Annotated in this window: 21 protein-coding genes, 1 tRNA gene and 1 other RNA gene; 6 read left to right on the top strand and 17 right to left on the bottom strand. The window is 63.1% G+C overall.

Annotated features, from left to right (window positions below; genetic code table 11):
* Window positions 1–40 precede the first annotated feature (40 nt).
* Genes ACZ5AC_RS01070 through gatB form a run of 5 tightly spaced genes read left to right on the top strand, consistent with a single transcriptional unit; the run spans window position 41 to window position 5,899 of the window.
* Complete coding sequence (locus ACZ5AC_RS01070; RefSeq protein ID WP_464249118.1) at window positions 41–889, top strand: NAD(+)/NADH kinase; 849 nt, start codon at window positions 41–43, stop codon at window positions 887–889.
* Window positions 889–2,658 (top strand): ARMT1-like domain-containing protein, encoded by a 1,770-nt coding sequence (locus ACZ5AC_RS01075; RefSeq protein ID WP_464249119.1) that lies wholly within the window; start codon window positions 889–891, stop codon window positions 2,656–2,658. Before ACZ5AC_RS01070 ends, ACZ5AC_RS01075 begins: the two co-directional genes overlap by 1 nt.
* A complete protein-coding gene (mltA, locus tag ACZ5AC_RS01080) occupies window positions 2,655–3,806 on the top strand; it encodes a murein transglycosylase A (RefSeq protein ID WP_464249120.1) in 1,152 nt (383 codons plus the stop codon). Before ACZ5AC_RS01075 ends, mltA begins: the two co-directional genes overlap by 4 nt.
* Before the next feature lie 2 nt (window positions 3,807–3,808).
* Entirely contained in the window at window positions 3,809–4,453 is a 645-nt protein-coding gene (locus ACZ5AC_RS01085) for a DUF4254 domain-containing protein (protein WP_464250640.1), read from the top strand.
* Window positions 4,454–4,468: 15 nt separating this feature from the next.
* A complete protein-coding gene (gene gatB / locus ACZ5AC_RS01090) occupies window positions 4,469–5,899 on the top strand; it encodes an Asp-tRNA(Asn)/Glu-tRNA(Gln) amidotransferase subunit GatB (RefSeq protein ID WP_464249121.1) in 1,431 nt (476 codons plus the stop codon).
* An 89-nt stretch (window positions 5,900–5,988) separates the two neighbouring features.
* Here gatB and ACZ5AC_RS01095 read toward each other — a convergent pair whose 3' ends face one another.
* Window positions 5,989–7,095, bottom strand: a complete 1,107-nt coding sequence (locus ACZ5AC_RS01095) for a M20/M25/M40 family metallo-hydrolase (RefSeq protein ID WP_464249122.1) — start codon at window positions 7,093–7,095, stop codon at window positions 5,989–5,991.
* 155 nt (window positions 7,096–7,250) lie between these two features.
* Between ACZ5AC_RS01095 and ACZ5AC_RS01100 the strand changes: the two genes are divergently transcribed.
* A complete protein-coding gene (locus tag ACZ5AC_RS01100) occupies window positions 7,251–7,658 on the top strand; it encodes an NINE protein (RefSeq protein ID WP_464249123.1) in 408 nt (135 codons plus the stop codon).
* Window positions 7,659–7,676: 18 nt separating this feature from the next.
* Here ACZ5AC_RS01100 and ACZ5AC_RS01105 read toward each other — a convergent pair whose 3' ends face one another.
* The 16 genes from ACZ5AC_RS01105 to ACZ5AC_RS01180 form a co-directional block, all read right to left on the bottom strand.
* On the bottom strand, window positions 7,677–8,432 hold the full coding sequence (locus ACZ5AC_RS01105; RefSeq protein WP_464249124.1) for a transporter substrate-binding domain-containing protein: 756 nt from the start codon (window positions 8,430–8,432) through the stop codon (window positions 7,677–7,679).
* A gap of 75 nt (window positions 8,433–8,507) precedes the next feature.
* On the bottom strand, window positions 8,508–9,515 hold the full coding sequence (locus tag ACZ5AC_RS01110; RefSeq protein ID WP_464249125.1) for a M20 family metallopeptidase: 1,008 nt from the start codon (window positions 9,513–9,515) through the stop codon (window positions 8,508–8,510).
* A gap of 74 nt (window positions 9,516–9,589) precedes the next feature.
* A complete protein-coding gene (locus ACZ5AC_RS01115; protein WP_464249126.1) occupies window positions 9,590–10,633 on the bottom strand; it encodes a carbonic anhydrase in 1,044 nt (347 codons plus the stop codon).
* Window positions 10,634–10,879: 246 nt separating this feature from the next.
* Window positions 10,880–11,641 (bottom strand): hypothetical protein, encoded by a 762-nt coding sequence (locus ACZ5AC_RS01120; protein ID WP_464249127.1) that lies wholly within the window; start codon window positions 11,639–11,641, stop codon window positions 10,880–10,882.
* 234 nt (window positions 11,642–11,875) lie between these two features.
* On the bottom strand, window positions 11,876–12,727 hold the full coding sequence (locus tag ACZ5AC_RS01125; protein ID WP_464249128.1) for a Tim44 domain-containing protein: 852 nt from the start codon (window positions 12,725–12,727) through the stop codon (window positions 11,876–11,878).
* Window positions 12,728–12,899: 172 nt separating this feature from the next.
* Window positions 12,900–12,995: signal recognition particle sRNA small type (gene ffs, locus ACZ5AC_RS01130), an RNA gene on the bottom strand.
* 13 nt (window positions 12,996–13,008) lie between these two features.
* Window positions 13,009–13,100: transfer RNA gene (locus tag ACZ5AC_RS01135), tRNA-Ser, on the bottom strand.
* Window positions 13,101–13,292: 192 nt separating this feature from the next.
* Window positions 13,293–13,724 (bottom strand): thioredoxin TrxC, encoded by a 432-nt coding sequence (gene trxC / locus ACZ5AC_RS01140; RefSeq protein WP_464249129.1) that lies wholly within the window; start codon window positions 13,722–13,724, stop codon window positions 13,293–13,295.
* 258 nt (window positions 13,725–13,982) lie between these two features.
* Window positions 13,983–14,747, bottom strand: coding sequence for an enoyl-ACP reductase FabI (locus ACZ5AC_RS01145; RefSeq protein ID WP_464249130.1), 765 nt, complete (start codon window positions 14,745–14,747; stop codon window positions 13,983–13,985).
* A gap of 24 nt (window positions 14,748–14,771) precedes the next feature.
* Window positions 14,772–15,671 carry a phosphoribosylaminoimidazolesuccinocarboxamide synthase gene (locus ACZ5AC_RS01150; protein WP_464249131.1) on the bottom strand — a complete coding sequence of 300 codons (900 nt, stop codon included), beginning with the start codon at window positions 15,669–15,671 and terminating at the stop codon, window positions 14,772–14,774.
* The gene (hisD, locus tag ACZ5AC_RS01155; protein WP_464249132.1) at window positions 15,668–16,978 is read right to left on the bottom strand and encodes a histidinol dehydrogenase; all 1,311 of its coding nucleotides are present in this window, start codon (window positions 16,976–16,978) and stop codon (window positions 15,668–15,670) included. The genes ACZ5AC_RS01150 and hisD overlap by 4 nt, the downstream gene beginning before the upstream one ends.
* A 318-nt stretch (window positions 16,979–17,296) precedes the next feature.
* Window positions 17,297–18,625, bottom strand: coding sequence for an outer membrane homotrimeric porin (locus tag ACZ5AC_RS01160; RefSeq protein ID WP_464249133.1), 1,329 nt, complete (start codon window positions 18,623–18,625; stop codon window positions 17,297–17,299).
* 286 nt (window positions 18,626–18,911) lie between these two features.
* Complete coding sequence (ltrA, locus tag ACZ5AC_RS01165) at window positions 18,912–19,931, bottom strand: group II intron reverse transcriptase/maturase (protein ID WP_464249134.1); 1,020 nt, start codon at window positions 19,929–19,931, stop codon at window positions 18,912–18,914.
* Window positions 19,919–20,167 carry a hypothetical protein gene (locus ACZ5AC_RS01170; RefSeq protein WP_464249135.1) on the bottom strand — a complete coding sequence of 83 codons (249 nt, stop codon included), beginning with the start codon at window positions 20,165–20,167 and terminating at the stop codon, window positions 19,919–19,921. Before ACZ5AC_RS01170 ends, ltrA begins: the two co-directional genes overlap by 13 nt.
* Window positions 20,168–20,767: 600 nt before the next feature.
* The gene (locus tag ACZ5AC_RS01175) at window positions 20,768–22,102 is read right to left on the bottom strand and encodes an outer membrane homotrimeric porin (RefSeq protein ID WP_464249136.1); all 1,335 of its coding nucleotides are present in this window, start codon (window positions 22,100–22,102) and stop codon (window positions 20,768–20,770) included.
* Between the two features lie 571 nt (window positions 22,103–22,673).
* Window positions 22,674–24,302: an FG-GAP-like repeat-containing protein gene (locus ACZ5AC_RS01180; RefSeq protein WP_464249137.1), complete on the bottom strand. Its 1,629-nt coding sequence runs from the start codon at window positions 24,300–24,302 to the stop codon at window positions 22,674–22,676.
* Between the last annotated feature and the right edge of the window lie 154 nt (window positions 24,303–24,456).

The following is a 24,456-nucleotide window of genomic DNA, read 5'->3' on the forward strand; positions in this document are numbered from 1 at the left end:
GTCCTTGAACACCCGTCGCCTTTTGCATACAGTCCCGCAAATGGGCAAAATCATCACCAAAATCGTCATCGTCCACAACAGCGCAAACGAACTGGCCCGCAGCATGGCCGGGCAGATCCGGGACTGGCTCGGCCACGAGGGGCGCTCGGCGCGCATCGTCGAGACCACGCGCGAAGCGGCGCACCCGGCAGAAACCTGGGCCGACGCGGAAATGATCCTGACCCTGGGCGGCGACGGGACCCTGCTGGCCGTGGCCCGGGCCGTTCAGGACCTGGGCATCCCCATCCTGGGCCTGAACCTGGGCAAGGTCGGCTTCCTGACGGAGATGTCGCCGGCTGACTGGCGGGAGTCCCTGACCACGATCCTGCGCGGGGAGTACGACATGTCCCTGCGTCTGGTGATAAGCTTCCACGTCCTGCGTCGGGGCCAGGAGTTCTACAAGGGATACGCCATCAACGATCTGGTCATCAGCTGCGGGAGCCTGGCGCGCATGATCCGCCTGGACATGTGGTACGGCAACGACCATCTCGGCACGGTGCGGGCCGACGGGATGATCGTGGCCACGCCGACGGGGTCCTCGGGCTACTCCATCTCCGCCGGCGGCCCCCTCATCTACCCGGAGCTCAACGTCTTCGCCCTGACGCCCATCTGTCCCTTCCTGCACGCCTTCCGCCCCATGGTCCTGCCTTTCGAGAAGGACCTGCGCGTCCTGGTTCGCGACGCCGACGTCGACGTCTATCTGACCCAGGACGGCCAGACCGGAGTGGTGCTGGCGCCCGGCGACAACGTCATCGCCTCCCGGGCCGAGAAGCCCCTCAACCTGATCCGCCCCCTGCATTCCCACTACGCCCACAAACTCAAATCCAAAGGATTCGTGAGAGAAAGCTGATGTCCAAGCTGCCCGACTTCTTTTCGGTCCGCGAGCTGCGCTACGGCCGCGACCCCTATCTCGACGCGTGGCTCCTGCATTTCATGACCGAGAACAACATCGAGCCCAGCGTCAACCCGGCCGAGAACGCCCAGCCCGAGCAACTGCGTTTCATGGTCGACCTCGACGACGACCAGGTCTTCGTGCCCTGCTCGGACGAGATGTTCGAGAACCTGCTGCACACGCGTCTCTCGGACACGCTGCGGGCCGAGTACCGCGAAAAATGGCGGCTGCTGGTCCATCTGGTGCGCATCAACATCACGGACCGCTACACGCGGCGCAAGATCTTCTCCCTGTCCCGGAACAAGGTCCGGCAGGTGCTGCACTCGCCGTTTCTGATTCCGTCGCGGTTTTTGAAGCAGCTGCTGACCATATTCATGGCCATGAGCGGCGTGCACGACCCGCAACGCACGGAGAAGAGCCTGGCCAACAGGCGCGCCGAGGAGTTCATGTCCAGGCCGGCCATGAACCGCTGCCTTTACGCCTGCCCGGACACGACCCTGGGCTGCACGTCCATCCAGAATCTGCGCTGGGAGCTCGACCTGCTGGAGCTGGCCCGGCTGTGCAAGCTCTCGCTGCGCCCGGCGATCTGGGAAGGCCCCGGAGAACACACGGACAGTCCGGCCTTTTTCGACGACATCTGCGCGCCCTGGCCCGAATTCACCGAGGTCATGACCCGGGTCATGGGGCCGGGCGACGGCCGCAAGCCCCTCAAGATCCTCTTCCTGCCGGGCAGCAGCGGCGAGATCGTCTTCGACCTGCGCTTCATCAGCGTCCTCACGCGCCTGGGGCACAAGGTCATCCTGGCCCTGAAGGAGGGGTTCTGCCTCGACAGTCCCGTGTTCTGGGACGTGGAGCACGACGGCGCGCTGGCCCGCGCCCTGGGCGAGGCGCGTCTGGTGGAGAACAGCCGCATGAGCAAGAACGACCTCCTGCGCGCCCAGCGCGAGGACTCCCTCATCGTCATTTCCGACGGCACCCGCGAGCGCCTCAACCTGTGGCGCACCAGCGTTACCTTCGCCCGCGCCTGGAAGGAGGCCGATCTCGTCGTGGCCAAGGGGTACGCCAACCACCGGCGGCTGATCATGAACTCGCACCTCTTCACGCGGGACGTCCTGTGCCTGTTCCGGGACGCGGACGGGCACGACCGGGTCGTGTTCAAGGAGAAGTCGCCGCGGGTGACCAAGATCACCGAATCCCAGGTCGTGGCCCAGGCCGACGCCATCATCGCGCGCATGCGCAGCGCCCGTGGCATGGGCAAGCAGGTCATGTTCTACAGTGCCATCATCGGCAGCATCCCGGGCCAGACCAAGGTGGCGCTGCGCGTGGTCAACACCTTCGTCTCACACCTGCGAGCCAAGCACGCCAACCTGATGATCATCAACCCGGCCGAACACTTCGTCGAGGGCATGGATGGCGACGACCTCATGTACATGTGGGAGCGGGTCCAGCGCAGCGGCTTCATCGACGTCTGGCGCTTCCAGACCGTGGCCGACATCGAGGACAGCTTCGAGCTCATGGGCGAGCCGGTCCCGGCCGAATGGCACGGCAAGGACGCCACTTTCTCCACGGGCTGCACCAAGGAGATGAACATCGCGCTCGACATGCAGGGCAAGCACCCCGAGATGCAGATCATAGGGCCCGACCCCAAGCGTTTCTTCCGGCGAATGGAGTACGGCGTGGGCAAGTATTTCGACGCGCGCATCCCGGACAAGGGACGCGGCCTGTGAGGCTTCTGGCGGCCGCCATCGCGCTTACGCTGCTGTGCGCCTGCGCGGCGCCGGGCAAGGCCCCGTCCCTGGTGGAGGCGCGGCCCGGTTCCGGGCTGGCCGCACGCGTGGCGAATGCCGCAGCGGCCGACCCCGTGCCCATGGCCCAGGCGTTGCGGCGCTCCCTGGACTATGTCCGGACCAAGCCCCAGGGCGCGCAGGCCTTCGGACCCGGCGGTCCCGAATGCACGTGGGCGGAGCTGGGGGCCTCCCTGGAGCACATGCTGGAGACTCTCCCGCGCCTGGGGGACGACCCCGGCCTGCTGGAGCGCGAGTTCGTCTGGCGCGAGGTGAACCCCGAACCCCTCATGACGGGCTACTACGAGCCGGAGTTCGAGGGCTCCCTGGGGCCCGACCCGCGCTTCCCGGTCTCCATCCACGGCCTGCCCGCGAATCTGCAGACCGTGGACCTCGGGACGTTCCACCCGCGCTGGAAGGGGCAGAGCCTGACCTGCCGCGTGGAGGGGGGCAGGGTCCTGCCCTATTTCACCCGCGAGGAGATCGACTCCCGCGGGGCGCTGACCGGTGCGCAGAAGCCCGTGGCCTGGACCCGCGACATCGTCGACGTCTATTTCCTGCAGGTGCAGGGCTCCGGGCGGCTGCGGCTGCCCGACGGATCCGTGCGCCACGTCCTCTACGCCGGGAAGAACGGGCACGAATATGTTTCCCTGGGCAAGGTCATGATCGACCGCGGGCTCGTCCCCAAGGAAGAGATGTCCATGCAGCGCATCCGGCAGTACCTGCGCGAGCATCCGGACGAGGTCACGGACCTGCTGAACACCAACCCGAGCTACGTCTTTTTCCGCATCGCCGACGACGGGCCCCTGGGGGCCATGGGCCGGGCGTTGACGCCGATGGTCAGCGTGGCTACAGATTCTGCCTTTCTGCCACTGGGCAGCATCCTGGCCGTGGAGGCCGGGTTGCCGCAGCCGGGCGGCACGGAGGAGCCCACGGCCTTTCTCGGCCTGGCCCAGGATCGCGGCGGGGCCATCAAGGGATCGCGCCTGGATCTTTTCTGCGGGGCGGGCGAGAGGGCCGAGTTTCTGGCCGGCCGCCTGCAGGCCCGCAGCCGCGTTTTTCTTCTGCTCAAAAAACAGGACGCACCATGACCATGACCCCTTCGGCCCTCAAGGCCCTTCTGCGCTCCGCCATCGCGGCGCAACTCGACCATGTGGCCCTGTGGCACCTTGAGGAGCCTGCGGCGGACATCCCGGCGCGGGACGGCGACGGCCTGGTGGAGCTGGTCCTGCGCCAGCACCTCAAGAACTTCCTGCTCTGGCACGTCGAAGACCGCGCCCGGCGCAAGGATGTGGACGACAGCGTCATCACCGCCTGCAAGCGCGAGATCGACGGGCTCAACCAGCAGCGCAACGACCTCATGGAGCAGGTCGACGCCTGGCTGGTGGGCGCCGTGTCCGCTTTCGAGGCCCAGCGGGACATCCCCGAAGACCGTCGTCGCTACAATACCGAGACCCTCGGCGCGGCCCTGGACCGCCTGTCCATCCTGAGCCTCAAGATCTTTCACATGCGTGAGCAGACCGAGCGGGACGACGTGGACCCGTCGCACCTCGAACGCTGCCGGGAGAAGCTCGGCGTGCTCCGCGCCCAGCATGACGACCTGTCCCGCTCCGTCCTCGAAGTGGTGGACGAGTACGCAGGCGGCCTGAAGAGCCCCAAAGTCTATTTCCAGTGCAAAATGTATAACGACCCGGCCCTCAACCCGGAACTGTACGCCGCCAAGCCCGTCGCCGGCTGAAGCGAAGGAGTGTCCATGCGCGACTATGAAGTGGTCATCGGCCTGGAGGTTCATGCCCAGCTCAAGACCAACAGCAAGATATTCTGTTCCTGCTCGACCCAGTTCGGGGCCGGACCCAACGAGAACACCTGCCCCGTGTGCACGGGCATGCCCGGCATGCTGCCGGTGCTCAACGCCCGGGCCGTGGAATACGCCGTGAAGATGGCCCTGGCCGTGGACTGCGCGGTCAACCGCCGCTCCCTGTTCGCGCGCAAGAACTATTTCTACCCCGACCTGCCCATGGGCTACCAGATCTCCCAGTTCGAACTGCCCGTGGCCGAGCACGGACACGTCGACATCCACACGGAGGGCGGCGTGAAGCGCATCGGCATCACGCGCATCCACATGGAGAACGACGCGGGCAAGAACATCCACTCCCCCGCGGACAACGCCTCCTACGTGGACCTGAACCGCGCCGGCGTGCCGCTGATCGAGATCGTCAGCGAGCCCGACATGCGCTCGGCCGAGGAGGCCGTGGCCTACCTGAAGAGTCTGCGCGCCATCCTCGTCTATCTGGGCATCTGCGACGGCAACCTGGAGGAGGGGAGCTTCCGCTGCGACGCCAACGTGTCCATCCGGCCGCGGGGGCAGGAGGAGTTCGGGACGCGCACGGAGCTCAAGAACATGAATTCCTTCCGCAACATCCAGCGCGCCATCGAATACGAGGTGGGCCGACAGATCGACATGGTCGAGGACGGCGAGACCATTGTCCAGGAGACGCGCCTCTTTGATACGGTCAAGGGCGTGACCCGCTCCATGCGCGGCAAGGAGGAGGCCCACGATTACCGCTACTTCCCGGACCCGGACCTGCTGCCGCTGGTCATCGACGAGGACCGGATGGAGGCCTGGCGTTCAGAGCTTCCCGAGCTGCCCGCTGCCCGCTGCCGCCGCTACCAGGAGACCCTGGGCCTGCCCGAGTACGACGCCCTGGTGCTGACCGCCGAAAAGGAGGTGGCCGATTATTTCGAGGCCGCCCTGGAGACGTATGCGGAGCCCAAGAAGATTTCCAACTGGGTCATGGGCGAGGTCATGCGCGAGCTGAACGACCGCGGCGCGACCCTGGCGGACTGCAAGGTTCGGCCGTCCGAACTGGCCGGGCTGGTCAGGCTGGTGGACGACGGCGTCATCAGCGGCACCATCGCCAAGAACGTGTTCAAGGAGCTTTTCGAGACGGGCGGCGACCCGGAAGCCCACGTCAAGGCCAAGGGCCTGGTGCAGATATCCGACACTTCGGCCATCGAGGGCCTGGTGGACGAGGTCCTGGCCGAGAACCCGGCCGAGGTGGAGCGCTACCGGGGCGGTGACAGGAAGCTGACGGGCTTCTTCGTCGGCCAGGTCATGAAGAAGTCCAAGGGCAAGGCCAACCCGGGGCTGGTCAACCAGCTCCTGGCGAAGAAGATCGGCTAGGCTGACGAAGTATCGTTCAAAAAAGAACGGGCGGTCTGCTGGCCGCCCGTTCTTTTTTGCGCATCCCGGGATGGACTCCGAGCCGTTGCCTAACGTTGCATCAGGGCCGCCGTGAGCCTGGCGGCCTTGACTATGTCCTCGACGAGGACGAACTCCTCGGTGGTGTGCACGCGGCTCATGCCGATGCCGAGGTTGATGCAGGACAGGCCCTGCCCGGAGAAGATGTTGGCGTCGCTGCCGCCGCCGGTGCCCTTGACCGCGCAGGTCAGGTTCTGGTCGTTGCAGGCGTGCAGGGCGCGGTGCAGGAGCATGCTGTGGGCCGGGACGTCCATGGCCGGGTAGGAGATCTCGTGGCTGAAGTCGAAGCTGCCGCCGAGCTCCTCCACGGCTTTGACGCAGCACAGGCGCATGTGCTCGATCTGGGCCAGGAGCTTTGCGTTCGTCTGGGACCTGGCTTCGCCCGTGAGGGTCACGCAGTCCGGGACGATGTTGGTCTGTCCGCCGCCTTCGATGCGTCCGAGGTTGGCAACGGTCTCCTCGTCGATGCGCAGCAGGCGCATGTTGCTGACGGCGTGGGCGGCAAGCTGGATGGCGCTGATGCCCTTCTCGGGCTCGATGCCCGCGTGGGCGCTGCGGCCGTGGAAGGTCACGCTGATGCCGGCCTTGCTCGGCGCGCGGACGATGATGGTGCCCACGTCCCCGCCGGCGTCCAGGACCACGACCTCGCGGGCCTTGATGCGCGAGAAGTCCAGGTTCTTGGCCCCGAACATGCCCGCCTCCTCGCAGACGGTGAAGAGCAGGTACAGCTCGGGGTGCGGGATCTTCTCCTCCTCCAGGTGGAAGAGGGCCTCCAGGATGGCGGCGATGCCCGCCTTGTCGTCGCCGCCCAGGACCGTGTTGCCGGCCGCACGGATGACGCCGTCGGTCAGCACCGGCTCCACGCCGATGCAGGGCGGAACGCAGTCCATATGGGCCGAGAAGGCGATGGCCTCGCCCGGCCCGGTGGCCGGCACGCGGACGATGACGTTGCCCGTGTCCCCGCCGATGGCGGTGCCGGCGTTGTCCACATGAATGTCGTACCCGCGCCCCGCCAGCAGGGCGCAGAGATGGTCGGCCACGGCCTTTTCATGCAATGAGGGGCTGTCGATGCGGACCAGTTCGAGAAACGTGTCGGTCAGTCGCTGTGAGTTGATCATTGTCGCGCTATGTCCTCGTGAGTGGGAAGTGCCGGGATCATTGCCTTTTGCTCAAAAAAGGTCAACAAGGTCATGGGGGCGGGACATTTCCCCGTTTCGCCCGCAAATTCGGACACGCACGGGCCTTCCGGGCCGCACACCAACAGGAGGCAGTCATGGCCAAGGGAATGATGATCGACACGCACAGCACCTTCATGGGGTATCTGCTCTGGATCTTCGGGTTCACCGGAGCGCACCGCTTCTACTACGGCAAGCCCATTTCCGGGACCGTCTATTTTTTCACCCTGGGCCTTCTCTTCATCGGCTGGATCGTGGACCTTTTCCTCATCCCGTCCATGGTGCGTAACGCCAGCCTGCGTTTCCGCCCCGGGCGCATCGACTACTCCCTGGCCTGGATACTGCTGACCTTTCTGGGGCTTTTCGGGGTGCATCGCATGTACATGGGCAAGTGGATCACGGGGATCCTCTACATGCTGACGGGCGGCTTCTTCCTGATCGGGTATGTCTACGATTTCTGGACGCTCAACGACCAGATAACGGTCATCAACGCCCGCGAGAGCTGATCGGTTTCGGGCGGGGGCTCAGGGGCGGGCCGGGCCGTCGGGGGCAGGCGGCGAGAACCATTTCCGGGCCAGGGCGTCCAGTTTCCCGCCTGCCCGCATGTCCGCGAGGGCCGCGTCCATGTCCTCCCGCAGGCGGGGCTGGTCCTTGCGCAGGGCGATGGCTACGTCGGACCCCGGGTCCGGGACGGTCAGGACCTTTACGTCCGTGCCCGACTCCCGGGCCAGGTATCGGCCCACCTCGAGGGGCATGATGGCTGCCGCGGTCTTCCCTGCGGCCAGGAGGCGCATGGCCTCCTCCTTGGTCTTGGTCTGGGTGACGCGGATGCGCGAGAGGATGCCCTCCTTCCTCCAGAGAAGTTCCACATACGAGTGCCGGTCCCCGGTGATGATGCGGCCGAAAAGGTCCTCCACCCCGGAGGCCGTGCTGTTCGCCGGGACGAAGACGGCATCGTGACGCCTGGAGTAGGGAGCGGTGAAATCGAAGTAGGCCAGGCGGAACTCGTTGACCTCCATGCCCGCGATGATGTCGATGCGACCGATGCGCAGCATGCTGACCACGCTGTCCCAATCCCCCTGGACAAAGCGCGCCTCCATCCCGAGACGGGCCGCCACGGCCCCGGCCACATCCACGTCGAAACCCGCAGGCCGGCCATCGGCCGTGAACTGGTAGGGCGGGAAGCCCGAAGCCACGCCAATGGCCAGGGTCTTCTCCTGGGCTGCCGCCATGCCGGGGCAAAGGAGGATGAGGGTCAGGATCTGCAGAAGACGGCTCATGGATGACTCCGGATTCGGGCTGGGATCATGCCCTTTCTAGCCTATGCAGACCCTGCGGACAAGTGGCGAAGGAAATTACCTGCCCCCGTCCGACTCGAGGCGATCGCACAGGGTCGAGAGCCGGTCGTGGAGTTTCTCGATGGAGGGGATGGACACGCATTCCTCAAGTCCATGCTGGGTGCCGAAGCCCTCGGCCCCCCAGATGGCGCCGGGGATCCCGTGGACCATGAGGTGGCGCGCGTCGCTGGCGCCGTGCTCGCGGGTCAGGACCGCGCCGGGGGCGATGTCCAGAAGTATGTCTGTCATGGGAGAGGGCGGCGAGGCGAAGACCGGGATGGTCGAGAGGACTTCGACCCTGCTGCGCACCCGATCCGCTATGGCTTCGGCCAGGCGTTGCGGGTCGTCGTCCTCGGTGAAGCGTATGTTGAACCAGCCCCGGGCCGTGTGCGGCACCTGGTTGATGGATTCACCGGCCCGGATTTTTCCGAAGTTGACGGTGCGGTGCCAGTGGTCCCCGCCGTCATCCCCTTCGAAAAGCTCGCGGATGCGCGCGTAGTCTTCGAGCAGCATGTCGATGGCGTTGCGGCCGAGCCACGGTCGGGCGCCGTGGGCGGCCTTGCCCGTGGCAGTCAGCATGATGTCGACGACGCCCTTCTCGCGGGTCACGATCCGTTCCGGTCCGCCGCCGTCGAGGGCGATGGCGAAGTCCGCACCGATCCCTTCCAGAGCCCGCGCCGCGCCGTTTTCCCCGCCAGTCTCCTCGTCGCCGGTGATGAGCAGGCCTAGGACCATGTCGCCCTGGGTCCGGCCGTTTCGTTCCAGGGCCCGCAACCTGTCGCGGAACAGCACCAGCGACAGGGCCACGTCGACATGGGTCATGAGCAGCAGGCGGGCATGGTCGCCGGGCATGACGAGGACCGACGGGGTCCTGTCGTGCACGATCTTTCGTGCCGTGATGCCCTGCCGCCCGCACCACTGAACGACGAAATCCGCGCAGCGCATGATCTCCTCCGGCCGCGAGTGCATGGAGGGGATGCGGATCAGGTCCTGGGTCAGGCTGACGATTTCGTCGCAGGCGTTCATGGCTTGGTGTCCGGGGATGGTGTGTTGTTGCGGCGGCCCTGAAAAGGAAAACCCGGCCGGGCCGGGTTGTTTCCTTACTTTTCTTCCGGGTTCAGCACCTTCTTGTCCAGAATGAAGACCGCCCCGATGAGCAGCAGGACAAAGACGATGAAGGAGAAGAAACCGAAGCCGCCGCCGGATGAGCCTTCCTCGGCGTGGGCCGCTGCCTTCTCTCCATGGGCGGCGTCCTTCGCGGCGGCGGGTGCGGCATGTTCCTCGGCCTTGGCCGGTTCGGCCTTCTTCTCAGCCTTGGCGGGCGCGGCATGTTTTTCTGCCGGGGCCTTGTCGTCATGAGCCGGGGTTTCCTTTTCGGTCGCGGCCGCTTCCGCGTGCGCCTCGGGGGCAGCATGGGCGGCGGGGGCGGCGTGGGCGGCGTGGGCGGCGGCCGGGGCAACTCCGGCGCGTTCGATGATGCTGACCTTGCCCGTCAGGATGTCGTAAATGGCGCCAACCACTACGACCTTGCCCGCGGCGGCGCGTTCGGCGATGGCGTGGCTCTTGGTCATGATGTCGTCCACTGCCTGCCAGACGTTGGCCTCGATGGCGGCGTTGATGAGCTCGGCCTTTTCGGCGCCGGGATGCTCATGCTTGGCCTTCTCCACGGCGGGCACGATGTTGTCGACCAGCAGGGGGATGCTGCCGTGGACCTCGGCGCCGGTGGTCACGGCCGTGACCGCGCCGCAGTAGGTATGCCCGAGGACCATGAGCACGGGCGTGCCGAGATGGTCCACGCCGTACTCAGCGGACCCGATCTCGTCCGTGTCGGCCACGTTGCCGGCCACCTTGATGACGAAGAGATCGCCCACGCCCTGGTCGAAGAGAATCTCGACGGGCACGCGGGAGTCGGAACAGGCGATGACCGTGGCGAAGGGCGCCTGGCCGTCGGTGGTGGTCAGCAGGCGGCGGGAGAAGCTGGTGTTGGGGTGGGCGGGTTGGCCCAGGGCGAAACGCAGGTTGCCTTCGCTCAGCATCTGCAGCGCCTGCTCCGGGCTGACCGGGTGGGCTGCGTCGGAGGAGGCCAGGGCTGCGATCGGGGCCAGAATGAACAGCAGAATCAGGACAAGACGCTTGATGAACATGGCAAAACCCCTGTTTTTCATGTTTGATGTATGCAAGGGGACCATGGCCCCCCGGGTGGCCGGAGAATGCTCGGGAAAATATGCACAAACCTAGCCCAGCCCGGTATGTATTTCAAGGATTCTTGTCGGAAAAAGGTGGGGCAAATGCGTAACATTCCGGAAATCCGAAAGAAATAATCGGATTGCCGGAAAATTAAAAGCGGCGCGCGACAAAAGCCGTGCGCCGCTTTGCTAGGGTTCGCCAGACTAGTCCTTGAGGACTACCTTGTCCAGGAAGACCACGGCGCCGACGAGGGCGACGACGAAAAGGATGATCAGCATGAATCCGGAGCCGCCCTCGGAGGCAGCCTCGGCCTGGTCGTCTGTCGCGGGGGCGGCGTGTCCGGCCGCTGCGGGTTCGGCATGGTCTGCGGCCGGTGCTGCGGCTTCGGCATGAGCCTCGGCCGGTTCGGCCTGTTCAGCTGCCGGTTTCTCCTCGGCGGCCTGGGCTTTTTCAGCGGCCGGGGCTTCGGCGGCCATGCCGAGCAGGTAGCGGCCGACCATGGTCTGCTGCTCCGGGTGCGCCCCGAGGAGTTTCACCGCGCCGGTGTCGGCATCGAGGAGCGCGCCCTGGACTGCGACCTGGCCCTTGAGCACGGCGTGGATCAGGTCGGGGGACGCGGCCAGGGTGTTGGCGTAGACGGCCCAGACGGACGCTTCGTCAAGGCCCAGGACGAGCACCAGCGGCGCGGTGATGTCCTTGGCCGCGACAGTCAGTCCGGTGTCGGCGCCGAAGGGCGCGCGGACAGAACCGACCTGTTCGGCCGCGAGATTGAACAGCGCGGCGGGTTCCTGGGCGATGCTCTCGTCCATGACCACGATGGCCAGGGGCTTGGTCTTGAGGCTCTTTTCGAGGGTGTACATTTCGTTGCCCAGGCTCAGGGCCTTGAGCGCCGCCTCGGGGGCCGCGGCCATGGCAGAGCCGGCAAGGACGCACAGCAACACCGCCAGAGAGATGACTTTTTTCATGTTCCGATTCCTTAGGGTATGAAGTTTGCGGTTGTCAGGTTCACGGCCCGGGGTCCACGTCGTCCCCGCGGCAGAGGCCCTGTTTGAATGCTTCCATCTCGTCCTTGAATCGCGAGGCCAGGACATCGCTCCCGCAGAACCCGCAGGAGATGCGCGCCGCGGCTCACCTGCCCACGATGCGCGCCGGATTCCCGCACAGGGGGCAGGGAATGCCGTCGTCCAAGGCCTCGTCCATCATTTCTCCAATTGCTGAATGCCTTCCACGACCCAGTGGCTGCCGCCCCCGGTTTCGTAGCGGCTGAAGTGCCACGCCTCGCGGACCTGTTCGGCCGGGGCCGCAGGGGAATCCTCGCGCAGCATGGCGTCGAAGAGGACCGTGGCGATGGTCTGATTGCCGATGGTCTTGACCTCCAGCAGGCGGGCTTCCAGAAGCAGGATCTCGGTCTTGCCCGGGCCCGGATCAGCCGCGGCCTGTGCCTGGATTTCAGCGAACACCTCGGGCGAAGTGAACTGTTTCAGGTCATTCAGGTCGCGCGCGTCCCATGAGGCCTGCATGCGCGTATATGCCGCCTTGGCGCCGTCCAGGAATTCCTTGGCGTCGAAGCCGGGGGGATAGATCTCTGCGGCGGAAGACGTCTGGTGCTGGCTGGAGCGGAGGTTGTCCCAGGCTCCGCGCTGCACGTCGTGAACCCGGCCCGGTCCGCCGGCAGTCTGGGGCGCCGGTTGGCGGCTGCGCAGAAACCTGAACAGCAGGAAAAGCCCCCCTCCGATGAGGAGGATATCGATGAAGGAAATTCCGGAGAAGCCCCCGCCAAACAGAAGGGAGCCGAGAAGCCCGCCCATGAGCATGCCGCCGAGCATGCCCCCGAACATCCCTCTGCCCCCCATGGGGGAAGCTCCGGGAGCCGCCTGTTGTGTCGGCGTGGATGAAGGCGCGGCCGGTTTTTGATAGCTTTTCGAATAGGACGGCTTGCTGCCGAAAGAGCCGCCGCCTCCCAAACGCTTGGCGTCCGCAAGGTCGGGCATGGTCAGGAGCATTAGACCCAGTCCGAGGATGACGGCTGTCAGGCTTGAGAATTTTGTCACAATTCCTCCTTGAGAAGGTTTGTTCCGTACCCGATATGGGTAAGGGATGGAAAACGGAAAATCAAATCCGAACAATCAAGGATTATAATGGCAAAATGGCGATTGAAAAGACCTGCCCCGTCATGCGGGCCCAGGCGGGTAAAAAAAAAGGCAGGAGCGAAAAACTTCGCACCTGCCAGGGAAGCCGGGTACCCGGAAGCAACTGTTACCGCTGCTTCCTTTCGGACCTGACGGGGTTGGCAGCGCATCCGCCACCCGGCTTCGCTTGATTTGTCAAAAAATGGCGGAGAGGAGAGGATTTGAACCTCCGGTACCCGTTAAGGTACACACACTTTCCAGGCGTGCGCCTTAAGCCAGACTCGGCCACCTCTCCGCGTTCGGGAAAAACGTCTCTATGTCAGAGCTGGGTCTTTGGCAAGAGAAAAAATATCCGAAAACGCATTTCCCCTTGGTTGTCTCCAGCTGCTTTTTTCCAGCATCGGCATGGGGTTGCCGATGTTCGGCTAGCGAATCGCCGTGGCCGGCCTGTCCAGGGAGTTTAGGGCATAGAACAGGCGAGGTGGATCTAGAGATACTGTCTGATCCAGTTCTGGATCTGGCCTGCGGGCATGGCCCCGGACATGCGCGCAACTTCCCGCCCCTGCCGGAAGAGGACGAGGCTCGGCACGGACTGGATTGCGAAGCGGGACGGGACCGCGCGCTGAGCCTCTGTGTCCATCTTGGCCAGGACGGCCTGACCCAGGAGAGCGGCCGCAGCCTGGGCGAAGGCCGGGCCCATCATCTTGCACGGCCCGCACCAGGGGGCCCAGAAGTCCACGAGGACGGGCAGGGTAGAGCGGGAAATGAAACGGTCGAAAGTCTGGTCCGTGAGGTCGATCGGGTTGGCCGGCAGGAGGGGCGTCGCGCACTTGGCGCAGACGGGGTGCTGGCGGATGCGGTCGGTGAGGACCGCGTTGACGGTCTGGCAGTTCGGGCAGACGGCATGTATTTTTTCCATGAGGGTGGCCTCCGGTTTGCGGCGTGGTTGGAAACGTATTGGGAATAAGCATCGTCGAGCGTGCGGCAAGATGGAGCGCAGCAAAGGAGGGGGAAATGCACGGCACGACGTGTGCCATTGAACAACGCGTTGCCCCGAGACGCACGTAGGGGCAGGCCTGCGTGCCTGCCCTTCTTCCGTTGGTGCGCACGGCAGGACGCACCAAAAAAAAACCCCTTCACGAAGAAGGGGTAGCTGTCGGCAGACGCTCGGAAAGGGTCAGATGCCCATGATGTTGTAGCCCGAGTCCACGTAGATGACCTCGCCCGTGATGGCGCGGGACAGGTCCGAGGCCAGGAAGAGGCCGGTCTTGCCCACGTCCTCCTGGATGATGTTGCGGCGCAGGGGGGCGCGTTCCTCGATGGTGGCCAGGATGGTCTTGAAGCCGGAGATGCCCGAGGAGGCCAGGGTCTTCAGGGGGCCTGCGCTGATGGCGTTGACGCGGATGCCGCGTTCGCCCAGGTCCATGGCCAGGTAGCGCACGCTGCATTCCAGTGCGGCCTTGGCCACGCCCATGACGTTGTAGTTGGTGATGACCTTTTCGGCCCCGTAGTAGGTCATGGCCATGACCGAGCCGTTGTCGTTCAGCAGGGGATCGAAGGCCTTGCACAAGGCCACCAGGGAGTAGGCCGAGATGTCCATGGCCAGGTGGAAGCCGTCACGCGAGGTTTCCACGTAGCGGCCCTTGAGGTCGTCGCGGTTGGCGAAGGCTACGGAGTGCACGAGAATGTCGAATTTCCCCCACTTCTCCTTCACCATGTCCGCGGACTCGGCGATGGCCTCGTCGCTGGACACGTCGCACTGGAACAGGAAGTCGCTGCCAAGTTCCTCGGCGATGGGTTCGACCCGCTTCTTCAGGGCTTCGCCGGCGTAGCTGAGGGCGATGGACGCACCGTTGTCCTTGAGTTCCTTGGCAATGGCGTAGGCGATGCTCTTGTCGTTGGCCACGCCGAAAATGAGGGCCTTTTTCCCTTGAACGAGCATGTGTCTTCTCCGGTTTGTTGCGCCTTACGGCAATTGCAAGGGGGTGCCTGTGAGCAGTTCGTACGCTTCCAGGTATTTTTTCTGCGTTTCCGCGATGACCTCGGCGGGCAGTGCCGGGGGCGGTGGGGTCTTGTCCCAGCCGGTTCCGCTCAGCCAGTCGCGCAGGTACTGTTTGTCGAAGCTGGGCTGGGACTGTCCGGGCACGTACTTGTCTGCTGGCCAGAAGCGCGATGAGTCCGGCGTCATGACCTCGTCGATGAGCAGGATGTCCTTGCCGTCAAGGCCGAACTCGAACTTGGTGTCGGCGATGATGATGCCGCGCTCCGCGGCCAGGTCGCGGCCGCGGGAGTAGATGGCCAGGGACAGCTCCTGGATCTTCTTGAGCAGCCCCTCACCGATGCGGGACTTGGCGTCTGCCAGGGTGATGTTTTCGTCGTGGGCGCCGAGGTCCGCCTTGGTGGACGGCGTGAAGAGTGGCGTTTCCAGCTTGTCGGAATCGACCAGCCCGGCCGGGATCTTGTAGCCGCAGACTGAGCCCGTGGCCTTGTAATCCTTGAAGCCCGAGCCCGTCAGGTAGCCGCGCACGATGCACTCGATGGGCAGAGGCTTGGCCTTGCGCACGATGACGGCCCGGCCTTCGAGGTCCCCGGCGTGGGGGGCCAGGGCGGCGGGGAAGTCGCGCACGTCCGTGGCCAGGAGGTGGTTGCGGACCAGGTCCTTGCAGGCGTCCATCCAGTACAGGGTGATCTGATTGAGGACCACGCCCTTGTAGGGGATGGGCTCGTTCATGATCACGTCGAAGGCCGACATGCGGTCCGTGGTGACGATCAAAAGCGTCTGCGGGTCGATCTCGTATATGTCGCGGACTTTGCCGCGCGAAAGGAGCGGGTACTCGCGGATGCTGGTCTTGGTGACGATGTTCATGGTTTCTCCAGTCGTTGTTCCACGCTGCGGGCGTGGGCTTCGAGGCCTTCAAGGCGTGCCAGGCGGGCCACCTTGGCGCCGTGGGCGCCGATGTAGGCCAGGTCCGTGCTGATGAGGCTCGTCTTCTTGCAGAATGTTTCCACCGATAGGGCCGAGGAGAAGCGCGCCGTGGACAGGGTCGGCAGCACGTGGTTGGGTCCGGCGAAATAGTCGCCCACGGGTTCGGGCGTGCTGTGGCCCATGAACACGGCCCCGGCGTTGCGTACGCTGCCGACCCAGGCCCACGGGTCGGCCACGCTCAGTTCGAAATGCTCGGGCGCCAGGCGGTTGATGAAATCCATGCCGATCTGCAGGTCCGGGACATGGATGAGGGCGCTCCACTCGGACAGGGACTTGGCGGCGATGGTGTTTCTCGGCAGGGCCGGGAGTTGGGTTTCGAGTTCCTTGCGCACGGCGGCGAGCAGATCGGCGTCGGGCGAAACCAGGAGGCTCGATGCCAGTGGGTCGTGTTCGGCCTGGGAGAGCATGTCGGCGGCCAGCCATGCGGGGTTGGCCGATGAATCGGCCAGGATGGCGATTTCGCTGGGGCCCGCGATCATGTCGATGCCGACCTGGCCCACCAGCAGCCGCTTGGCCGTGGTCACGAAGATGTTGCCGGGCCCGGCGATTACGTCCACGCGCGGGATGGTCCGGGTCCCGTAAGCCAGGGCGGCGATGGCCCAGGCAGACCCGCAGGCGAAGACGTGCTCGATTCCGAGAATGGCCGCCGTGGCCAGAATGTAGGGGTTGAGGGTCCCGTCCTTGCGCGGTGGGCTGACCACGCAGATGGTCTGCACGCCCGCGACCTGGGCCGGGATGGCGTTCATGAGCAGGCTTGAAATGAGGGGCGTCTCACCGCCCTGGCCGCCGGGGACGTACAGCCCGGCCCGGTCCACGGGCAGGACGAGCTGGCCCAGGGTGGTGCCGGGAGCCGGCGTGGTGATCCAGGAGTTCTGCTTCTGGCGTTGGTGAAAGTCGCGGATGTTAACCGCAGCTTCGCGAATGATGTCCGCGTCAGAGGCGGGAATCTGCCCGAGGGAGGCGGCAATGTCGGACTGGGGGACGCGCAGACCGTCCGCGGACATGGTCGGGCAGTCGAAGCGCCGGGTGTATTCGGCCACGGCTTCGTCGCCGGTCTCCCGCACCCGGGCCAGGATGTCGCGCACCAGAGGCTCGACATTGTCTTCGGCCGCGTCGCGCCGGGACAGCCAGGACGAGATCTCCGGCCAGTCGTCAGGGGTGGAGTAGGGTATGGATTTCAGAGGCATGAAGGCTCTCGCAACGTGTTTCGGAGTGGATGCCCCGCAGAGGGAGGATAAACGCATGGATTCCCGTATTCACGGGAATGACAGAAGCTTGGCGCACCGCCACGTGTCATTCCCGCAAAGGCGGGAATCCATCATTTCTCCCTTGGAGCCGTATCGGATACCCGCAAATTCCTATGCCGCGAACCCCCGAAAAGTCAAACCCTTCATCTGGCGTGAACAGCGGCGCCCGGCATTCATCACCAGTGAAGGCCGCAGCCTATGAAAAAGGGCCGGAGTTTGCGTCCCCGGCCCTTTCGGCGTCAGATGTGGATACAGGTCTTAGAACTTGTAGGCGAAGCCCACGGTGGTGAAGTAGGACGCGTCGAGATCGTAATCCATGTCTTCCAGATGTTCAGAGGAACCTGAAAAGTAACCCAGTTCATTGATGGCAGCCAGATTTTCGAAGATCATGTATTTGTTGACCAGATACACTTCAAAGCCGGAATCTTCCTCGGTGAACAGGGCCGGGGAGTCCTCATCGCTGGTGCCCTGGGCGTAGGCCAGGACCAGCTTGTGGGACAGTTTCTCCACGAACGAGATGTTGTCCAGAACCAGACCCACGGTCCAAAGTCCGGTGCCGTCGGAACCGACACCGAGCGTGTCCGTGGCGAAGGAGTCATAGGTGGTGCTGAAGGCGCGAACCCCACCGATGTAGGGGCTCAGACCCCAGCCTTCGGCCAAGGTGGGCAGGATAGTCTGGTCGTCAAGTCCATCATCGCTGAAGCCGGTGGCATAAGTGCTGAACAGCGTGGCGGTCAGCATGTCGAACTTGTAGGACGCTGCCAGGGCTGCGTACCAGCCTTCAGTTTCAAGGTCACCGTTGTCCGTTTCTCCCTGTCCGTAGATCAGGTCCGCAGCGAAAGTCAGCGGATCGAACATGGTGAGTTCGGCATTGGCGCCTAACACCAAAAAGGTCGCGTCATCGTAGATAGGCACTCCCAAAGTGGTTGCTTCTAAACCAGCATCGGCCCCAGCCCATGCATAGGCGAAATACGGCGCAATTGTGAGTCCGTCCAAGGCGACGGGAGCGGCTATGAACGCCATGTCGACATCGTCTTTGTCGCCGACATCAGGAGTGCCTTCTGTGTTGTAATCCCCGTCAGCGCCGCGCGTGTAGCCAACGGCCAAGCCGAACATGTCGTTGATTTGAGCGGAAACGGTGATGGCGGCGGCGTCGTCGTCGAAGACCGGGTGGCCGAAAACGCTCGGCAGGGCCACGTACTGCAGGCCAGCCTGGACGTTGACGGTTGTGTCCGGGAGGGTGAAGTTCAGGTAGGCGTGTTTGACTTCAATGTTGCCCTTGCCGTCGGTGCCCCAGTCACCTCCGATGTTGTCGGTGTTGTCACCCCAGACGTTGTCGATTTCCAGCCCCAGAACGGCCTTGAGGTTCTCGTTGGCGACATAGTCGAAGTAGGTGCGCATGCGCTGGGTCGTGAAGTAGTTGTCGCCGTCAGGGACATCGGAATTATGATCAATCAGATTTGCTGACCACATGCCATACATGTCCAAGTTTCCGCGAACTTTGAGCTCCGTCGCGGAAGCGCCGGTTGCCAGTGCCATGCACAGTGTGAATGCCATTGCGCATTGAATGATAAAACGTGTTTTCACAAACTTCCTCCTTTTACGCGTTGTTTTTGTCGGAACATCTGATCGCCGATATGGAAACCAAGGCTGTTCTTAAAGCGCCAACGCAAAACTCGGATAGTCGTGTCGCTACGAGTTTTATCAGTTACTTTATTGGTATTGTTATTGATGCCAGGAAGGATAAGCCTCAGAGTGACTCGGTGGAGAATCGTCGGGCTATGCGGACTGAGAATGCACTGATCGGGTAGGAGGCGGGGTCACCCCCGCCGTCCTCCCACACCACCGTACGTACGGTTCCGTATACGGCGGTTCATGCAACACATTGAAGTTTCAGGTAATGATCCAGCAGCGACACGAGTCCTAGTTTGTCGAAGTACTTCTTGGGAAAGGCCTCGTTCATGTGCGAGGCCCCCGAGTTCCACCATGGTCCGCGTCCGTTCATTGCGGACTTCAGTGCGCGGTCCTTGTTCATGCCCCTTTGCATCAGATTTCTGGCCCGGGTGTAGACCCGCTTCCACTGACGCCAAAGAATCAAACGCAGACGACGCCGTCCCCACCCGTCAAGTTCCTCGAACACGCTCTTCACTTCGACCAGCTTGAAGTAGTTCACCCAGCCACGCAGTATCAGCGTGAGGATGTTGATCACCGCTTGCAGGGATCGACCGCGTCCCTTGCGGCATTCTTCGCGTACCGAGTCTTTCAGCCGGGCAACGACCGCAGGGGCCACTTTCAGCCGAGGCTGTTTGTGAAACGTCATGCTGTAACCCAGGAACTTGCGGTTCCAGGGCCGGTCCACCGCGCTCTTGGCGGCGTTCACCTGAAGCTTCAGCCGGGTTTGCAGATACCGGCTGACCGAGGCCATGACGCGCTCTCCCGAGCGGTGAGTGCGCACATAGATGTTGCAGTCATCCGCGTACCGGCAGAACGCATGACCTCGGCGTTCGAGTTCCTTGTCCAGATCGTCCAACAGGATGTTTGACAGCAGCGGAGAGAGCGGCCCTCCTTGCGGAGTGCCCTCCGCTCGCTGGCTGCACAGTCCGCCCTTCATCAGCCCCGCTTGCAGGAATCGGCGGATGAGGCCGAGCACCCGCTTGTCCCCGATCTTGCGCCCCACGCGTGCCATCAGCACGTCATGATTCACGCGGTCGAAAAATTTCTCCAGATCCATATCCACCACGAATCGTTTGCCGGCGGCGACATGCTCCCGTGCCTTCTGCACGGCCTGATGCGCGCTTCTACCGGGACGGAACCCGTAGCTGGAGTCGGAGAAGCCGAGATTGAAGATCGGCGTGAGCACCTGATGCAGCGCCTGCTGGATCAGACGGTCCATGGCCGTCGGGATGCCCAGTTGCCGAGTACCGCCGCCGGGCTTGGGGATCTCCACCCCAGAACCGGTTGCGGTTCGTAGCTCCCGTCCAGAAGTGACTTCTCGATATGAGGATCGTAGTACCCCCAGACGTCCTCGACACGCATGCCGTCGACGCCGGGGACACCCTTGTTGCTGCGCACCCGCTTTGCCGCGGCGCGCATGTTCTCGCGTTCGACCACCGCTTCCATCACGTCCATAGCCTTCGGCCAGGAGTGCCCCGTCCTTGCCGTGACCCCATCCGCACCACGGGCCTGCTCTCGGGGATTCCGTCCCCTGCCCTCGGTCATGGCGGCAGAATGTCTCTGCCCTTCTGCGTTACTGCGGGTCATCGAAATTTCGGCTCCTGTCCCATGTTACATCTTCGGTCCTTCAGTCCGGTCGAGGGACCTACTATGACCTCTGCTGACTTCTGGGCGCTCATCCCCGCGCCTCTCGACGCGGGTAGCACATGGCAAACGCCCAGATCTCCCCGGGTAATGCACATCCACCTTCCCCCTTATGCCCGCCGCATCTACGTCCGCGCCTTCCGTACAGGTATCGGACTTTGAAGATAATGGCCTTCTTATCCAGCGCGGCCGCCTCATATGCGGTTTCTGTTCGTCGAGCCAGGGTTTTGCCTGCGGCTTCCTTCAGATTCCACCTCGCGGTGGACACCCTTGCCGTCCGGCTAACGCTTCCCCCTGTCGGGTGCGCAGAGGACTTTCACCTCCAAGTGGGTGCGCCCTGCCGGGCGCACCATAAAAAAAGGCCGGAGCTTGCGACTCCGGCCTTTTCGGCGTCAGGCGTGAAAACCTGAATTAGAACTTGTACTGGAAACCGACAGTGGCGAAGTAGGAAGAGTCGTCTTCGCGGTCGTCGTCGAAGTCGGGAGCGAAGAAGCCCAGTTCGTTGATGGCGGCAAGGTTTTCGTAGATCATGTACTTGTTGACCAAGTACACTTCCCAAGCGGAATCTTCTTCGTCGAAAGCGTAACCCTCATCTTTAGAGTTGAGGGCATCTTCATCGTTCGTGCCCATGACGTAGGCGACGGTCAGGTCGTGGGACAGCTTGTCGATGAACTGGATCTTGGCGAGCTTAAGACCGACAACCCAGGAAGCCAGGTTCATGTCGGCATCAATGCCGGAGAAAGTATCCCAGGAGGTGCTGAAAGCGCGAACGCCACCAACGTAGGGAGTCAGGCCCCAACCTTCGGCCAGAGTCGGGAGGTAGTTGTCTTCGTCTGCATCTTCATCTGCACCGGAGAAGTAGGTGGTGAAGAGGGTGGCGGTCAGCATGTCGAACTTGTAGGAGGCGGCCAGGGCGCCGTACCAGCCCTTGGTCTCGTAGTCGTCGGTGTCGCCCTCGCCGTAGATCACATCAGCGGCAAAGGTCAACGGATCGAACATGGTCAGTTCGGCGTTGAAGCCCAGGACCCAAATGTCCAGGTCGTCTACGAGGTTGCCTTCGCTGGCAGGCTTAATAACGATTTCGTCCTCATCAATAATAATGCTATCCGAGGTGTTGTCGGTATTTTTGCCAACCCAGGCATAAGCGAAGTAAGGAGCAACACTGAAGCCGTCCATGGTGATGGGAGCAGCAATGAAGGCCATGTCCTTGTCATCGTTGTCGGCGCCACTGCCGGTGAAGGAGGTGCTGCCGTCGGTGCCGCGGGAGTAGCCGACGGAAACGCCGAACATGTCGTTGATTGCAGCGCTGACGGTGATGGCGGCAGCGTCGTCATCGAAAACGGGGTTGCCGAAGACGCTCGGCAGAGCAACGTACTGCAGACCGGCCTGGACGTTGACGGTGGTATCCGGGAAAGTGAAATCCAGGTAGGCATGCTTCACTTCGATGTTGCCCTTGCCGTCGGTGCCCCAGTCAGCGGCGGAGCCGTCACCCCAATCGTTGTCGATTTCCAGGCCAAGGACAGCCTTCAGGTTTTCGTTGGCAACGTAGTCAAAGTAGGCGCGCATGCGCTGGTTGGTGGTGTAGTTGTCGCCATCTGCATTGTCGGAATCGTAGTCATACAGGTTGGCGGACCACATTCCGTACACGTCGATGTTGCCACGAACTTTCAGTTCGGTGGCGGAGGCGCTGGAAACCACGCTGAACAGCAGGGCGGCTACCAGGGCTACGAGAGCAAAACGTTTCATGTTCTTTCTCCTTTTGCGTTGGAAAATCAGTAGAAGCTGACGCCTGCTAAGTACGTATGCCAACTGCGGTCCAAAAAGCAAGCCTTTTGTGGCCGGTTTCTAGTGCAAAGTTTAATTTTTTTTACTGTTCAGTTTTTTGAATTTCGCCGGCGGTCCATGACGGATCCAGGGGCTAGCCGCGACTACGACCTCTGGCTGCGGGAAAGATCCGGACAAATCCGCTTCAAAAGCCATCGTCAAAAGGCTGGAACTTTCTCAACAATTCTCCGTGTGATCCGGAGGGTGGGGCAGGGCCGACCGCGGCAAGAGGGGCTTAAGAGGAAGAGCGGGACTCCGGAAGGGAGACGGCCGAGCAAGGCGCAACGGGCCCGGAGTCGGGCAACGCGCGCGGGACGGCAGACCCGAGGGGGGCTTCTTGCAGGATCATCGTTCAGCGAACGGTTTTCATGGCCTGGTCACTGATTCGTATCTGCCGTCAGTCGATGCGCATCGGCCGAAAAAAACCCTCGCCGCACTGCTCGGCGAGGGTTTGCCAATGGTCTGAGCCTGTTTTGGCCGGTTTCCGGCTAATCTACTGTTCAGATTGTTGAATGTTGCCGCCGGACTGGGACTGATCCAGAGGGTAAGCCACGACCGTGGTCTTTTTCCGGGTCGTGCCTGCCATGCCCGTATGGGAGTTGATGCTGACCACCAGATCAAGGGCTCCGTCGTTATCGATGTCCGCGAGAGCGTAGTCCGCGATGGTTCCCTTGATGCGCGCGGTCTTCCACTGCAGGCTCATGCCCACCCCGTCCCAGTACAGGCTGTGCATCTCGCCCTGCGGGTAGTCGCGGTAGTTGGAGAAGAGTTGGGCCGAGACGGATATGTTCCTACTGATGATAAGTTCGAAGCGGTTGTCCTTGTCCAAATTGCAAGGAATGGATCGTAGGGGGATATAGACCGTGTACTGCGGCGACTGCTTTGCATCCGGCGCCTTGAGGCCCAGGGCCGCCGGGTGGTATTCGATTCCTAGATTCGAGCCGGCGTAGGTTTCCTCCGTCGTGGTCAGCAACGAACCGGTGGAGCTGAACACGCGCATATGATCATACTCGTCGATCATGAGAATCTGATGGCTGTTCTCAAAGGGCAGGAACGTCACATTGAAAACGTTGCCCCCGAGAGGCAGGCTTACAGTCGGTCCTAACTCAAATTTCCCATCGGACTTAACCATTTGGTGTATGCTGCTCTGCATATACTTGGTCTTGCCGACCCCCTGTCCAACCAGAGTCGGCGTAAAGGCCGGAGGCATATTCAGCACGCCGAGATAATAGGGAATGTTGTCCTCGGTGATGGAGAATTTGCCGTCGAATTCAGCGATGAGGGAGGACGGTTTTTGTTCAATGGCACCCGCGATGACCAGTTCGTGTCGTCCGTCGCGGTTGATGTCGATGCTGTTCAGGCGCACGTAGTTGCGGTTTCTGGGCAGATCCATCTCGGCCACCTGCCGCATTTCGCCGTTGGTCACGCGGTAGGCGAAAAGCGAGTTGTCCGTCATGAGAAAGACTTCGTTCTTGCCGTCGCCGTCGCCGTCGCAGACGACCATGCCGCGGGAGGCGAAGGGCAGGGTCTGGCTGCGCCAGCGGCCCATGGAGGTGTCGGTGTCCTGGTATTTGAGGGACGGGTTGGCGTAGGCCGTGCCGGCCTGGGTTTCGTTGACGATGAGGGACTCGTTCATGGGCTTGGCGACCGGCTGGGCCTTGGCCGTCTCGGGGCGCTTGAAGACCTGGGCGTTGATGTCCGCGGCCACGGTCTCAAGCGTCGGGATGACCTGGTTCAGCTGGGTCTGCACCGGGCGGGGCTGGTTGGCGCCGGCGGGGTCGATGGTGTTGACGTCGAGGCTGCACTCCTGGCCCATGACCGTCAGGGAGCCCCAGACGAGGTAGTCCACGCCCAGGGTCTGGCGGATCTTCTCCGCTGCGGCCGCGTCGGCGGGCGGGGTGGCCACGCTCTTTTTGACCTTGCCGGCGTCCAGGGGGGTGAAGTTGTCGGGCCAGGTCAGACGGGTGGTCAGCATGCTCTGGATGCCCTGGCTCAGGTATTGGTATTCCTGCGGCCCGTGCACCCCGAAGGGGAGGACCGCGAAGGTCTTGGCCTGCTGGGCCAAGGCCGGGGCGGCGCACAGAAGCAGGACGGCGAGGCTGGCGAGAAGTCTCTTGAACATTGTCTCCTCCGGGAATACAAATTTCGGGCTGTGCCGGGTTTCTCACATTGAAGTGGCTCTTCATGGTAAGGAATCCTTGGAATGTCAACAGCACGGCGTGATCACCGCGGTTCTCCGGGGCGTCGGGCCGTGAGCGGGCGGAGCAGAGGAGACG

The sequence above is a fragment of the Desulfomicrobium aestuarii genome (assembly GCF_055385525.1).